Origin of the sequence: Priestia endophytica (assembly GCF_026790145.1) — a bacterium.
GTDB lineage: Bacteria > Bacillota > Bacilli > Bacillales > Bacillaceae_H > Bacillus_I > Bacillus_I endophytica_A.
In genome coordinates this window covers 692,485-705,738 of record NZ_JALAMS010000001.1, presented here as the reverse complement: position 1 = coordinate 705,738, position 13,254 = coordinate 692,485, and the positions used below count along the sequence as shown (strand labels likewise).

General features: G+C 35.9%; 17 protein-coding genes. 4 read left to right on the top strand and 13 right to left on the bottom strand.

The window, feature by feature from the left end; genetic code table 11:
• The first annotated feature begins 288 nt into the window (after positions 1-288).
• The gene (locus MOC86_RS03660; RefSeq protein ID WP_061803758.1) at positions 289-1,200 is read left to right on the top strand and encodes an ABC transporter ATP-binding protein; all 912 of its coding nucleotides are present in this window, start codon (positions 289-291) and stop codon (positions 1,198-1,200) included.
• Positions 1,197-2,114 carry an ABC transporter permease gene (locus tag MOC86_RS03655; RefSeq protein ID WP_268582761.1) on the top strand — a complete coding sequence of 306 codons (918 nt, stop codon included), beginning with the start codon at positions 1,197-1,199 and terminating at the stop codon, positions 2,112-2,114. The genes MOC86_RS03660 and MOC86_RS03655 overlap by 4 nt, the downstream gene beginning before the upstream one ends.
• Before the next feature lie 46 nt (positions 2,115-2,160).
• Here the strand turns inward: MOC86_RS03655 and MOC86_RS03650 are convergent, their stop codons facing one another.
• The 5 genes from MOC86_RS03650 to MOC86_RS03630 form a co-directional block, all read right to left on the bottom strand.
• On the bottom strand, positions 2,161-2,379 hold the full coding sequence (locus MOC86_RS03650; protein ID WP_268582759.1) for a hypothetical protein: 219 nt from the start codon (positions 2,377-2,379) through the stop codon (positions 2,161-2,163).
• 68 nt (positions 2,380-2,447) lie between these two features.
• Positions 2,448-2,888: a hypothetical protein gene (locus MOC86_RS03645; protein WP_268582758.1), complete on the bottom strand. Its 441-nt coding sequence runs from the start codon at positions 2,886-2,888 to the stop codon at positions 2,448-2,450.
• Positions 2,889-2,971: 83 nt separating this feature from the next.
• On the bottom strand, positions 2,972-3,262 hold the full coding sequence (locus tag MOC86_RS03640; protein WP_061803754.1) for a polymorphic toxin type 35 domain-containing protein: 291 nt from the start codon (positions 3,260-3,262) through the stop codon (positions 2,972-2,974).
• Positions 3,263-3,414: 152 nt separating this feature from the next.
• A complete protein-coding gene (locus MOC86_RS03635) occupies positions 3,415-3,639 on the bottom strand; it encodes a hypothetical protein (protein WP_243513301.1) in 225 nt (74 codons plus the stop codon).
• Positions 3,640-3,754: 115 nt separating this feature from the next.
• Positions 3,755-4,855, bottom strand: coding sequence for a M24 family metallopeptidase (locus MOC86_RS03630; protein WP_268582756.1), 1,101 nt, complete (start codon positions 4,853-4,855; stop codon positions 3,755-3,757).
• Positions 4,856-5,045: 190 nt separating this feature from the next.
• Here MOC86_RS03630 and MOC86_RS03625 point away from each other — a divergent pair, with 190 nt between their 5' ends.
• Positions 5,046-6,146: a mechanosensitive ion channel family protein gene (locus MOC86_RS03625; RefSeq protein WP_268582755.1), complete on the top strand. Its 1,101-nt coding sequence runs from the start codon at positions 5,046-5,048 to the stop codon at positions 6,144-6,146.
• A gap of 41 nt (positions 6,147-6,187) precedes the next feature.
• Here MOC86_RS03625 and MOC86_RS03620 read toward each other — a convergent pair whose 3' ends face one another.
• The 4 genes from MOC86_RS03620 to MOC86_RS03605 form a co-directional block, all read right to left on the bottom strand.
• Positions 6,188-7,555 carry a hemolysin family protein gene (locus tag MOC86_RS03620; RefSeq protein ID WP_268582754.1) on the bottom strand — a complete coding sequence of 456 codons (1,368 nt, stop codon included), beginning with the start codon at positions 7,553-7,555 and terminating at the stop codon, positions 6,188-6,190.
• A gap of 112 nt (positions 7,556-7,667) precedes the next feature.
• Positions 7,668-8,063 (bottom strand): MerR family transcriptional regulator, encoded by a 396-nt coding sequence (locus MOC86_RS27340; RefSeq protein ID WP_410914930.1) that lies wholly within the window; start codon positions 8,061-8,063, stop codon positions 7,668-7,670.
• A gap of 123 nt (positions 8,064-8,186) precedes the next feature.
• Complete coding sequence (locus tag MOC86_RS03610; protein ID WP_268582753.1) at positions 8,187-8,927, bottom strand: NAD-dependent protein deacylase; 741 nt, start codon at positions 8,925-8,927, stop codon at positions 8,187-8,189.
• Between the two features lie 12 nt (positions 8,928-8,939).
• Positions 8,940-9,350 carry a CBS domain-containing protein gene (locus MOC86_RS03605; RefSeq protein ID WP_243513310.1) on the bottom strand — a complete coding sequence of 137 codons (411 nt, stop codon included), beginning with the start codon at positions 9,348-9,350 and terminating at the stop codon, positions 8,940-8,942.
• A gap of 171 nt (positions 9,351-9,521) precedes the next feature.
• Here MOC86_RS03605 and MOC86_RS03600 point away from each other — a divergent pair, with 171 nt between their 5' ends.
• Complete coding sequence (locus MOC86_RS03600; RefSeq protein ID WP_268582751.1) at positions 9,522-10,061, top strand: 5' nucleotidase, NT5C type; 540 nt, start codon at positions 9,522-9,524, stop codon at positions 10,059-10,061.
• Positions 10,062-10,107: 46 nt separating this feature from the next.
• On the opposite strand, the gene MOC86_RS03595 is transcribed toward MOC86_RS03600, so the two are convergent.
• The 4 genes from MOC86_RS03595 to MOC86_RS03580 all read right to left on the bottom strand — a co-directional run bounded on the left by MOC86_RS03595 (position 10,108) and on the right by MOC86_RS03580 (position 13,246).
• A complete protein-coding gene (locus MOC86_RS03595; protein ID WP_260393240.1) occupies positions 10,108-10,239 on the bottom strand; it encodes a hypothetical protein in 132 nt (43 codons plus the stop codon).
• A 337-nt stretch (positions 10,240-10,576) separates the two neighbouring features.
• Positions 10,577-11,914 (bottom strand): sensor histidine kinase, encoded by a 1,338-nt coding sequence (locus MOC86_RS03590; RefSeq protein ID WP_268582750.1) that lies wholly within the window; start codon positions 11,912-11,914, stop codon positions 10,577-10,579.
• On the bottom strand, positions 11,911-12,573 hold the full coding sequence (locus MOC86_RS03585) for a response regulator transcription factor (RefSeq protein WP_019393238.1): 663 nt from the start codon (positions 12,571-12,573) through the stop codon (positions 11,911-11,913). Before MOC86_RS03585 ends, MOC86_RS03590 begins: the two co-directional genes overlap by 4 nt.
• Positions 12,574-12,706: 133 nt before the next feature.
• Positions 12,707-13,246 carry an HD domain-containing protein gene (locus MOC86_RS03580; protein ID WP_243513324.1) on the bottom strand — a complete coding sequence of 180 codons (540 nt, stop codon included), beginning with the start codon at positions 13,244-13,246 and terminating at the stop codon, positions 12,707-12,709.
• Positions 13,247-13,254: the final 8 nt, after the last annotated feature.

The following is a 13,254-nucleotide window of genomic DNA, read 5'->3' as shown; positions in this document are numbered from 1 at the left end:
TTACACAGAACTTAGATTATGCGAAAGAAACAAATAAGAGATTCCATATTATTCTTTTAAAAATTCTAAGATAGAAAAAGCAGTTAAAGATAAAAATAACCCTTTAATTTTCTTCATGGCACCCTCACAATACGTAATGATTACGATTTATCCTTACTAAGGATAATGGATTTTCAAAAGAAAGTAAATAACTTATTTAAAAATGAACTTTTAACGAAACCAACTTCTTCCTTCTTCGTACTACTATAGTGTGAAAGAAACTCACAATCTATCAAAGGAGGAAATAGAATGGAAAACATGGTTGAAGTTCGTGAACTTCAGAAAGTAATTGGTAAGAACACCATTATTGATAATCTTTCTTTTTCAATTCGAAAAGGCGAGATTATTGGACTTGTTGGCCCAAACGGCGCAGGTAAAACAACAACGATCAGGATGATGGTTGGCCTTATTTCAATGAATAGCGGGGATGTTTTAATTAACGGCCACAGCATCAAGCAGGAGTTTGAAAAAACACTTGAGGGAGTTGGAGCAATTGTTGAGAATCCGGAGTTCTATCCTTATTTAACAGGACGTCAGAACCTTCTCCATTTTGCTCGTATGCATAAAAATGTTACAAAGGAACGAATGAAAGAAGTTGCAGAATGGCTAGAAATTGATTCTTACCTTGATAAAAAGGTGAAAACATATTCACTCGGCATGCGGCAGCGACTAGGTTTAGCTCAAGCTCTCCTACATAATCCTAAGTTTTTAATTTTGGACGAGCCAACAAATGGCCTTGATCCTGCTGGTATTCGTGAGTTCCGTCTTCTTTTAAAGAAGCTTTCTCATGAAAGAGGACTATCTGTGTTAGTTTCTTCACATTTACTTGCTGAGATTGAACAAATGTGTGATCGTATTGTTGTTATTAGTAAAGGGAAGCTTGTTCGCGTACAAGATGTGAATCAAAACAGTACGGATGATACTTCTTCTATTTATGAATTGCAGTGTGATCAAGCAGAAAACGTTGTCGCTTTCTTAACAGAAAAAGGACTAAAAGCGGAGCAAAAAGAAGATCTTGTCCAAGTTTCAATTACAAAGCTTGAAGCTTCTCCTCTCATGAAAGAACTTTTTGACAATGGATTTACGCTTTATCGCTTTAATCCTGTCCGCAAAACACTTGAAGATTCATTCTTTGAAATGACAGGAGGCGACCAAAAATGATGAGTTTAGTACAAAATGAATGGATGAAAATTTTTAGACGTCGCGGAACGCTCGTAATGCTGATTTTAACCGTAGTTGCGGCAATTGGAATTGCCATCATTAGTCAGCAAACAACTAACTTCCTTGCAGGAGATGACTGGAAACAGACGGTGCAAGATGAAATCAACGATGATCAAAAAACGCTAAATGACTCGAAAGCGTCAGATGATGAGAAGCAGTTTGCTCAAGAAAATATTGCGAAAAATCAGCTTGCACTTGATAAAAATATTAATCCTTATGGATATACACTTCCTCAATTTTTAAATGAATCTACCTTTTTAATCTCCTTTGTTGCTCTATTTATGGTTGTAATCGCAGCAACAACGGTTTCGAGTGAATTCTCTTTTGGAAGTATTAAACTTCTTATGATTCGTCCGTTTAAACGCTATAAGATTTTAACATCAAAACTTATTGCTATTTTCTTAACTTCTCTTGTCTTTCTTGCTGTATTGCTTGCTTCTTGTTTCCTTATCGGAATCATCTTGTTTGGATTTGAAACAAGCGCTACAATTTTTGATATGAGTTCTGTAAGTGGAATTAAAGAAGTTGCTATTGATGGAGATTTCTTTTTGTCTTATCTTTATGGGATTATAGACATCTTACTTGTCGCTATTTTAGCATTTGCGCTTGCGACTGTTTTTAAAGCGAACGCCATTGCGGTTGGGATTTCTATTTTCCTTATGCTTTCAAGTAACGCAATTGATTTCTTCCTTCAGTCAAAATTCGACTGGGCAAAATATTTATTCTTTGCGAATACTTCCCTTGTCGGAGCTGAAGACGTATCATTTACATTTATTGTCCAAATTGTTCACATTGCCGTCTTTTTATTTGCTGCCTATTTTGTCTTCTCAAAACGGGACATCACAAACGGTTAATATCAAAAAAGAGGCGGATGCGTACGCATCCACCTCTTTTAAATCTCTAATCACATCCTCCTCCACCGCCATCACTTCCGCCACTATCACACGAACTTGAATCACTTGCAAAAAAGCTAAAACCGCTCGTATGGCCAGCATCGCTTGACACTTTGCTTCTTTTCTTTCTCTCTTTTTTCTTTTCATCATTACTCATATTTACAAGCAAAAGAATAATACCTGCCATAAATAATAAAATAATGGCTCCTATTACAAAAAAGTTCATCTTTTCCCCTCCCTTTCCTTATTACAGTAATACGAAAAGAAAGGCTATAAGTTTCAATTTTCTGAAATCTAAGCGAGTAAAGATAATGTGAAAGATGAACCTCTTAAGAAAAATGTTAACCGCTGCTCCATTTTAGCCAACAAATCTCTAATATCTGTTGCAATTCGTTCATGTTGCCAATAAATAGAGCCTGTATGATCTATGAACATATAAATATCCTCTTTTACTTCTAAAAATGGTAGCATTGTCGCTTCTCTAGAAGATAGCTCTATTAATTCTGAAGGACTGATAATCCGATTAAACAACCGCTGGGACGCTTCAGGATACACAAATCCAAATCCTACTTCTTTATAAAAAACGGCAAGCTCCTTTGGTAATCCTCCCGTAAAATACTGCTCACATTGTTTGATTTCTTGAGAAGAAGCAGGAAAGAAAACGTGAAGAGCGGCAGGAAAAGATGTTAAAGGTTTCTTATGAACATAGCTTTGCAAATACTGAAATTTTTTCATTTTTTTCTTCCTTTCTTTTCACAAATAATTTTATAAATAAAATATAAAAAAAGCAGTACACGGCGCACCACTTTCTCAGCATGCTATAACGTTTTTCCTTCGAAGTTTATCCATGCGTTTGAAAGTTTGTAGGATCCGTCTTTTAATTGTAAATAAACAACTTCAACAGGTTCTCCCTCAATCCTCTTTGTACGCTTAAAAATTTTTTTATATTTTTGATCTTGTCCTGTTTGAATTACAAGTCTAATGATTTTATCAATCTCGTCCCAATTTCGATTTGGTACAAGACGTTCCCAATAGTGATTGCTTCGCCTACTCCCATAAATAACATGATGAATTTGATTTTCATTCATTGCTTGCAGCTGAACTAACAAATGATCCACTAACAGAGAGGTAGAATATACGGGTGAAAACGGAGCTAAACCAACGGGCAACACCTCGCTAACGTTTAATACTAGCTTATTGCGAACTTTCTGTTATAATGACAAATCTCCATAAAAAAAGAAGCACTTTTTGTGCTTCTTTTTTAAATATGAAAGTGATCCATATCTACTATATAGCTTGTTGACTGTTCATGAGGAACTTTTGGCGCTGGTGGTCCAATATCACGAGGCTTTTCATTTGGCGTTGGCTGCATTAAAAAGGCCACAGCCGCCACAACAAGTGCTCCTATAATTGGAACAATCCAAATTAGCCAAAATATTCGCTTTCCTTTTCTGTATTCATCTTCATTTTCATTAGGTTCATTCATTTTTTGTAGCTCCTTCCCTCCTCCAAATTAGACCATATATTGAGGAGTGAAAACAAGAAAATAGCGTTTTAAAAAATTCCTTTTCTTATTAGTGTCACCACTTGTTCACAATTTATTAAGAAATAACGAGAAGCTCTTTTGGAAATTTTGTGAGGGTTTCATATCCATCCTTTGTAACTAATACATCATCTTCAATTCGAACTCCTCCAAGATCTGAGAGATAGATACCAGGTTCAATTGTATAAACCATTCCTTCTTTTAACGCTCCGTCGTTATTTTTACTCATTGATGGAAACTCATGAACGCTAATTCCTAGTCCATGCCCAATGCGATGCGTAAAGTACTCCCCATAACCTGCTCTCTCAATTGTATCTCGTGCTACAATATCAAGATCACCAATTCTTGTTCCTGGACGGCTCTCTTCGAGTGAAGCATTGCTAGCTCGAAGTACTGTATCATAAATTTCTCTTTGTTTATCACTTACGCTTTGATAAACAACTGTTCTTGTAATATCTGAGCAGTACCCGTCAAGCACAACACCAAGATCAAAAAGTACAAAATCGCCCTTCTTCAAAGGGCGGTTTCCTGGATTACCGTGGGGCTGGCCTGATTTTTCTCCGAAAAGTACAAGCGTTGAAAATGACATTTCACGAATTCCTTTTCGCTTGAGCTCATATTCAATTGTTGCAACAACGTCCATTTCTGTAACGCCTTCTTTTAACGCTTTTACCCCTACTTCAACTCCATAGTCCGCAAGCTGTGCTGCTTTTCTCAAGATCTCAATTTCTTTTTCTTCTTTAATAAGACGAAGTTCGTTCATCTTCTTCGATCCATCCACAAAGCTCGCTTTTTCGAAAATCTCACTAAGTTTTTCAGCTCTTTCGTATGTTAAAACTTCTTTTTCAATTGCTACCTCTTCTGCTCCTTGAAGCCCAAGCTCACTTATTTTTTGACCAAGAATCTCCCATGGATCTTCATGATCTTCATATGATAGCATTTTATCTTCCCATCCTGCATCTCTCGCTTGTGTTGCTTCCATTTTAGGAAGGATGAGAATCGCATCTCCTTTTTTTGATGCTAATAAACCTAAAAGACGCTCATGTGGATCTGTATAAAACTCGCTAAGATAAAATACGTTTTCTGTTGAAGTGAAAAAAGCTCCATCAATGTTTTCTTCCTCTAACCATGTTGTTACTTTTTTTAATCGTTCATTCATTATTCTTCCTCCTTAATTATTTCATCTTGTTTACTTTTCTAAGATAGCATTTCTCTTTACTCTTTTAAATCTTATCAAAAAGTTTTATTATAAGTATAATCATGCTAATTAAAGGGTATCATATATATGCATTTGTTACTATTTTAATAGAATGATTAGGCGTGAGATTTATATATTTGGAGGGAAAGGCTTGGAAATCTTAGGTTTAAACATTGATATTGAAACATGGAAAAGAATTGGAATAGCAGTAGTGATCTTTGTTATCTTTTTAGGACTTCGCAAACTATTTACGTCATACCTTTTCAAACTTGTTCTTGGTTTTGCTCGTCATAAACGAATTAATCTTATTACGACAATATTAGAAGGCTTTGAAAAGCCAATAAGATGGCTATTTGTTATCATTGGCCTTCAGTTAGCACTTAAATATTTCCCATTTACAGTGCTAGAGCATGATCTTCATCGTCATCTTTTTCGTTCATTATTTATCGCGATGATTGGATGGGGAGTTTACAATGTAGCAGGCTCAACTGCTATTTTCATGGCTACCTTTATTAAAAAATTTGATATTCAAGTTGATAGAATTATTATTCCATTTGTACAAAAGCTTATTCGCTCACTTGTTATTGTTATGGCAATTTCTATTATTGCACAAGAGTGGGGCTTTAACGTAAGTACATTTGTAGCAGGCCTTGGGATTGGAGGATTAGCATTTGCTCTTGCGGCAAAGGATGCAATCGCAAACCTTTTTGGCGGGATTATTATCATTACAGAAAAACCTTTTACAATGGGAGATTGGATTAAAACACCAAGTGTTGAAGGGGTTGTAGAAGATATTACGTTCCGAAGTACAAAAGTACGAACATTTGATCAGGCGCTTGTTACTGTACCAAACGCGACCCTTTCAAGTGAATCGATTATTAACTGGTCTAAGATGGGAAAACGTCAAGTTTCCTTCACGTTAAGTTTGACATACAATACGCCTCTTCACGTCGTGAAAGCGTGTGTGGAAGAAATTCAAAGTATGCTTGAAAATCATGATGAAGTTGATAAAGAAACCATTATTGTTCGTTTTGAAGACTTTAGTCAATCTAGCCTTGATTTACTTGTTTACTTTTTCTCTAGCAACACTGCCTATGTAGAGTATCTTCGCATTCGTGAAGATGTAAACTATAAAATAATCGGTATTTTAGAAAAGTACGACGTTTCTATTGCATATCCAACACAAACGCTTGTTGTCCAGCAAAATGACCATCCACTTGCTGAAAATCAATTTCAACGCGCAAACAGCTAATCGCAAAAGCGATTAGCTGTTTTCATTTCTTTCTTCTGTTATTAAGACATTGCTTCAGACTGCTGTGCCGTCTGCATTGGAGCTGACGCTTGCTGCGTTTTTAGCAACCTTGGAGCAGATGGTTTTGTTACTTCAATATACTTGATGTGATGGCTATCCATTTCTACCACTTTGAATTTGAATTCTCCGTGCTCGACAACGTCTCCTTGTTTCACATCAAGCTTTTCTGTTAGAATCCATCCTCCAATAGTATCAATGTCTTCATCGTCAATTTCAATTCCTAATAAGTTATTAATCTCACTTACAAGTAATTTTCCATCAACAAGATAGTGGTTTTCTTTAATTTTACGAATCTCTGGGATTTCGTCTGTGTCAAATTCATCGCGAATTTCGCCCACAATTTCTTCTAAAATGTCTTCAACAGTTACAAGACCGCTTGTTCCACCATATTCGTCAATTAAGACTGACATATGAATTCGCTCTCTTTGCATTTTAAGCAGAAGATCGTGAATTGGAATAGAATCAATTACTTGAATGATTGGTCTCGTATATTGTTCAAGTGACTTTTCGTCTGGCTGTTTTTCGTGAACAAGATCTGCAAACATTTCTTTTACATTTAATAACCCGATAATATGATCTTTATCTCCGTCAATAATCGGATAACGAGTAAATTTTTCTTCACGGATAATCTCAATTGCTTTTGTAATAGACTCATCCTTTGAAAGACTTATCATCTCTGTACGAGGAACCATAATTTCTTTCGCTACACGATCATCAAATTCAAAGATTTTATTTACATATTTAAACTCAGATTGGTTAATCTCGCCGCTTTTATAGCTTTCAGATAGCAAAAGACGGAGCTCTTCTTCCGAGTGAACCATCTCATGTTCGCTTGCTGGACGAAGTCCAAACATTCCTACAAACAAACGAGCTGAACCGTTTAATACCCAAATGAATGGATACATTACTTTGTAGAACAAAATAAGAGGACGCGCTGATAAAAGCGTCACTTGCTCAGCTTTTTGAATGGCTACTGTTTTTGGTGCAAGCTCCCCAACAACAACGTGTAAAAACGTTACAGAAGCAAATGCGATACCAAATGTAAGAATATGAGAAAGTGTAGATGGTATATTCAGCTCTACAAACAGCGGGTTAAGCAACCTTTGAACAGTTGGCTCACCAAGCCATCCTAATCCTAGAGCTGTTACAGTAATACCAAGCTGACACGCTGATAAATACTCATCAAGATGTGAGACGACTTTTTTAGCTGCAAGAGCATTTCGTCCTCCCTCTGCAACGAGCTGATCAATTTGTGAGCTCCTCACTTTCACAATGGCAAACTCCGATGCTACGAAGAAAGCAGTTAAGGCGATCAAAATCGCCACAAGCACCAAGTTTAATATGTCCAAATAAAGCCCCCACTTACCAAAAGTAAGCGAGGTGTCACCTCCTAATAATCCAAAATTTTTACTATTATATCTTTATTTTTAAATATTCAGACTAACTTTTATACGAATAAGCTCAAATATTTCGCAATGATGCTAGCGAGTTCATAAGTGCTGAGCTACGATTGGACAATTTGTGATTTATTGTACGTTTTTCCCCGTCATTTAACAGCTGAAAAAAAGGCAAAAGCTCACAAATATCGTGTTCTAGCCGTTCCATCCGTCCTTCTAAATATTCAGCCTGTTTTTTAAGAGCCTCATTGTCTTTTTCTAATGAGCGAACCATATCTAAGCGCTGTTTAATTTCACACAAAGGCATATGTTCATTTTTACATTGCTCAATAAATTTGAGGTCTTCTAAAGCTTGCTCCGAATAGAAGCGATAGTTTGATGGAGAACGAACAGCTTTTAATAACCCTTTTGTTGTATAATAATCAATTGTCCGTTTAGATACATTAGCTTTTTGAGCCAATTCACTTATCCGATACTCTGCCCCATCCTATCACCTCTTTCATTTTAATTAAATTAATCATACAATACAAAAACCATACAGTCAAACGTGACAGTTTGGCTTCTAACATAAAAGCTTGTTTTCTTATACGTTATGCAGCGGTCCTAAAATGTGTTGAAAAGCATCGCTAATATTCATATGAAAAACATAATCGAAAAGCGAGTCAAAGCGCGTCTCCTCTCGATTAATGATAATGAGCTTTGCATCTGTGTGTTCTTTCACGATAAGTGGAATTTGGTTTACTGGTCCTACTTCAAGTGACGAGCCAAGCACAAAAAACAAATCGGATTGCAGAGCATCTCTTACCGCTTCTTCAAATTGCTGAATTGGATCGCCGAAAAGTACAACATTAGGTTTTAAAATTTCCTCGCATTCCTTACATCTTGGACAATCATGTTCATTTAGATATTCTAAATCATACTCACGATAGCAATAACGACAGTGCGCTTTTTTAATTGTACCGTGAATTTCATAGACCGGTTCATGTCCTGAATCATAATGAAGGCCGTCAATATTTTGGGTAATAACGCGAATATTTTTCCCTTTTTCTTGCAGTTTTGATATGTAATGATACCCCTTATTTGGTACATAGTTATGAAGCATTCTAATTCTAAAAATATCTTTAAAAAGCGTCCAAAATAAGACAGGATCTTTTTCATAAAAATCAAGCGAAACAATGTCTGTAAAATTCATATTTTGTTTATACAATCCATTTGAAGAGCGAAAATCCGGGAGGCCTGATTCTGTGCTCATTCCTGCTCCTGTGAAGAAGGTAATTATATCTGCTTGCTTAACTAGCTTTTGAACTTTTTCAATATCTGTCATGAAAATTAATATTCACTCCTCTATGACTAGTCTATTAACATAGAACTCCATAATTTCGCGTCTTCTAATAATCCCAATAAAAATCCCCTGATCGTCTACAACTGGGACAAAGTTGCGCTCCATCACACTTAAAAACATATGATCCACTTTCTCATTAATCGAGATTGCTTCTACTTTCTCATGCCTTGGCACGTTAGAAAGAGGAATGCGAGGCGTATCCTCAAATGTAAGATGCTGTTCACTTTTTAGCTTCCAGAGCAAATCTCCTTCTGTTAAGACCCCTATGTAATGACCTTGCTGATCAATAACTGGAATGGATTTGTAACGATGATATTCCATTTTTTCTAACGCTTGCCTCATCGTCCATTCAATGTTAACAGTAACAACTTCTTGTTTTGGTATCAGAAAAAAAGCAATATTCATGTATAATTCCCCTTATCGTTTGTTCGTACAACAGCAATATCCCCTTGCCTTGCTATTCTTCATTTTACCGTAAATTCACGCTACGCTCAAAGAATAATAGGAAACTTCATTTTCTTTTCAGGATTATGTTTTATATAATAAAAAATAGATTGCACAAAAGGAGTAACTATAATGAAGACACTGCTTATTGATATGGATTCTGTTTTATGCGACCTTATGACAGATTGGCATAAGCGGTACAATGAAGATTATAACGACAATTTATCAGTAGATCGTTTACTATGCTGGGACTCAGCAAAATATGTAAAAAAAGAGTGTGGAAATAAAATTTACGACTACTTAGATGAAGAAGGACTTTTTCTACATTTAAAGCCGCTGCCAAATGCTATTGAAGTTCTAGAAAGGCTCCATAAACACTTTAACATTTTTATTGTTACAACAAGCCATACATATGCATACACCGAAAAAGAACTGTGGGTCAGAAATCATATCCCTTTTATTGGGGCAAAGAAAATCATTTTTACACACGAAAAAAATCAAGTAAAGGGTGATCTGCTTTTTGACGATGCTCCTCATAACTTAGAAGCATTTAAGAATGCAGGACGAGAGGTTGTTGCAATGGATTATCTATACAACCGCAACATCGATGTTCCTCGTGTAAAAAGCTGGCTCGAATTTGAAGACTTTCTTCAAAAAAAAGCATTTTATTAAAAAGGAAGCACGAGTTTGCGTGCTTCCTTTTCTATAAACTGAACGTTTATTTATCATACGTGTTATGAGAAAATAACGCTTGAAAAGCGTGTGAAATCTCAATTGATTGAAATACTAATAAAAATGTTGCCGTTATTGAGAAAAACCCAATAAGTAATGGTCTCATAATCGCTAACATATATTTCAACTCCCCTTTGTTTGAAAAGTTAACAATTACTACACTTAGTATAACATTAATTTAATGAAATAAAAAGTTAATTGTTCCCAATTTCGTTTTTAAAAATAAAAAAGAGCTCTAGGCTATATTAAAACCTAGAGCTTTCACTTATTTACAGTATCCGTAATAGTCGTTAATTAAATCTAAAATGGTTGGAAACTCTTCAACAGGCGTAAAAATTTGTTGCTCTTTTCCTTTTTCTTTTTCTTCTCCTTGTTCCATTTTCATGTCCCCTTTCCTTCATTCTGTTATAAAACATATGAAAGGAAAGATGAATTGTTGCATAACAAATCAAAATTTATTGCTTTTGATTTGGAAATTCAAGTGAAAATAGAACTCCATGTTCATTATTTTCTACTGAGATTTCCCCTTCATAAAGCGTCACAAGGCGCTTCACAATCGCTAATCCAAGACCAAAGTTTCCTTTGTCTCCTTTTTGAAAAGGTTGAAATAATCTCTGAATTAAATTTTTTTCAATATGTGGTCCATCGTTATAAAAAGAAAGAAAAACCGTGTCTTCTCTTTCTTCCAAAGAGATTGAAACGTGCTCTTTTGCATATTTTAACGCATTATCTAGCATGTTTTCACATATCACACGAAAATGCTCTTCTTGACCATAAACAACAAGGGACGGACATGCTACATGAACAGAAACATCCGGTCTATTTGTTCGCAGTCGCTGAACAACCTCTTTTACAAGAATGCTCATTTCCACTTTGTGCTTCTCTTGATTTTGTTGAGAAATATAGTCAAGCTTTGTCAAATAAAGCAAATCTTTAATTTTACTTTCCAAACGATTTGCTTCACCATCAATCGTTTCAAGTGTGCTTTCAAACGTTCCATTTGGATGAATGCCATCACGTAGAGCTTCCGTATAGCTTCGAATAACCATAATGGGGGTTTTTAAATCGTGCGAAATATTTTGAAGCATTGATTGCTGTGCTTCATCTTGCTTTTTAAGCTGAATGCGCATTTCGTCAATCGAACGAGCAAGAACCCCTATTTCATCTGACCGATCTGTTTCAAGCATACTATCCCATTTTCGATTAGCAATGCGCTGAACATGTTGCTTCATTTCTACAATCGGCTTTGCGAGCCATTTTGAAAAGAAAAAAGCAATTAAAATTCCACATAAAAGAACAATTAAAGAAACGAGAAAAATACGTTTAAACAATGTTTTTACAAGCTGCTGACGGTAAGAATCCCACATATAGGAAACTTGATAAAAACCTTCGCCTTCTATACGAATTTTTCTAATGGCATAAAGCATTTCTTGATCATGCACGTTCAGCTTATAACGCTGTGTATTCTTCTCTTGGCTTATTGCTTGCTTATATAAGAAATTGAGTACGTCTCTTGGCAAGCTTGTATCATTAACAATCTCACCATCAACTCCAAGAAATACATGTTGAACAGATCGCAGGTTTTGTTGTTGTTTCAAGTCTTGAGGCGTTGTTTGAAAGGGCTCGTTATGACTTGTTAATGTTTGCTGTGAAGCCTCAATTGTTGCATATGTTTCACTTGTGAAAAATTCATTAAGCGTTCCTCTGACAAAAATTAAAATCATCGCTCCCATTAAACAGATAACCGCGGTAAATACAATTAAAATTTGTGCAAAAAGCGGTTGCTTTTTCATAGCGAAACGGCTCGATATCCATAAGCATAGATTGTTTCAAGCTTTAAGTATGGCACCTTTTTCCGAATTCTTCTGACAAGGTCATCGACAACGCGATCAGAACCAAAATAATTATCTCCCCAAATTAAGTTCAAAATTTCTTCTCTTGAAAAAGATTGTCCAAGATGGGAAGCAAAGAGGAAAATGATATCAAACTCTTTTGGAGAAAGAGAAATTTCCGCTCCATTTTCTTCAATCGTGCGCATAGTTTGATTGATTTTATATGGACCGTATTGCAAAACACTCGGTCGAGCTTGTCCATATATACGCTGAAGCAATTTTTTTGTTCGTACAACAAGTTCTTTTGGCAAAAACGGCTTTGCCAAGTAATCATCACTCCCCATTTCAAGACCGATAATTCGATCAAGATCTGCATCTCGAGCTGAAATATAAATAATCGGAACATTCTCATCTACTTTTTTGATTCGTTTTAAAAGCTCATAGCCATCTAAATCTGGCAACATAATATCCAAAATCCATAGATGAGGTTTTTGAGGGATAAACCGGCTAGCTTCTTCTCCTGTTAAAAAAGAGGTTACATTCCAGCCTTCTTTTTCTAAATACGTTTTAAGTACAGTGTTCAACGTTTTTTCATCTTCTACTAAATAAATATCATACATAACGAAGGATTCCTCCACGATTACTTTTCTTCAACTACTCTTTTTCTATTGTACAAAAAGTAAGGAGGATGGCAAGGAGAAAGGTGGGGAAGACATAGGAAATAGCCAGCTTCAAAAAAGCTGGTTGAAGGAGTTAACTTGATTTTTTGTAGCGCTGATCTTTTTTAAGCACATCCGCTACTTTTTGGTCCAATGCTTGAATCTTTCTTAGCGCTAAGTCATAGTCCATCTTTCGGTAGTGATGGTTACCACCTGGCTCTTCGTCTGCTTCGTCTGCTAAACGAACGACTTTTTGAAGATTGTTCTTATCAAGATAACCCTCTGGTAAATAAGAATCTGTATGAAGTAAAACCGCCAGTGCCATTTCTTTTGCAGAAGCAGGATCTTCACCTAGACGAATTAATAATTTATGAGCGCGCTCTGCGCCTTTTATCGCATGAATATCGTTTTCACGGTATTTTTCATAATCCCACTGTCCGTTCGTGTACCACTCGTAATGTCCAACATCGTGGAGAAGGGCGGCTTTTGTAGCAAGATCTGGGTTAACCTCATATTCAAGCGCTAGTCGAAAAGCGTGATGAGCAACAGATACTGCATGAGCAATCCCTGATCGTCCTAGATATTTTTGTGCGATAGGATGTGTAAAAACATCTGTCAAAGTTACGTTTCTCAACTTCTATC

Coding starts and splice junctions, on each gene's coding strand:
- MOC86_RS03660 (WP_061803758.1), top strand. CDS start 289: ATGGAAAACATGGTTGAAGTTCGTGAACTTCAGAAAGTAATTGGTAAG.
- MOC86_RS03655 (WP_268582761.1), top strand. CDS start 1,197: ATGATGAGTTTAGTACAAAATGAATGGATGAAAATTTTTAGACGTCGC.
- MOC86_RS03650 (WP_268582759.1), bottom strand. CDS start 2,379: ATGAACTTTTTTGTAATAGGAGCCATTATTTTATTATTTATGGCAGGT.
- MOC86_RS03645 (WP_268582758.1), bottom strand. CDS start 2,888: ATGAAAAAATTTCAGTATTTGCAAAGCTATGTTCATAAGAAACCTTTA.
- MOC86_RS03635 (WP_243513301.1), bottom strand. CDS start 3,639: ATGAATGAACCTAATGAAAATGAAGATGAATACAGAAAAGGAAAGCGA.
- MOC86_RS03630 (WP_268582756.1), bottom strand. CDS start 4,855: ATGAATGAACGATTAAAAAAAGTAACAACATGGTTAGAGGAAGAAAAC.
- MOC86_RS03610 (WP_268582753.1), bottom strand. CDS start 8,927: ATGACAGATATTGAAAAAGTTCAAAAGCTAGTTAAGCAAGCAGATATA.
- MOC86_RS03605 (WP_243513310.1), bottom strand. CDS start 9,350: ATGAATATTGCTTTTTTTCTGATACCAAAACAAGAAGTTGTTACTGTT.
- MOC86_RS03600 (WP_268582751.1), top strand. CDS start 9,522: ATGAAGACACTGCTTATTGATATGGATTCTGTTTTATGCGACCTTATG.
- MOC86_RS03595 (WP_260393240.1), bottom strand. CDS start 10,239: ATGTTAGCGATTATGAGACCATTACTTATTGGGTTTTTCTCAATAACG.
- MOC86_RS03590 (WP_268582750.1), bottom strand. CDS start 11,914: ATGAAAAAGCAACCGCTTTTTGCACAAATTTTAATTGTATTTACCGCG.
- MOC86_RS03585 (WP_019393238.1), bottom strand. CDS start 12,573: ATGTATGATATTTATTTAGTAGAAGATGAAAAAACGTTGAACACTGTA.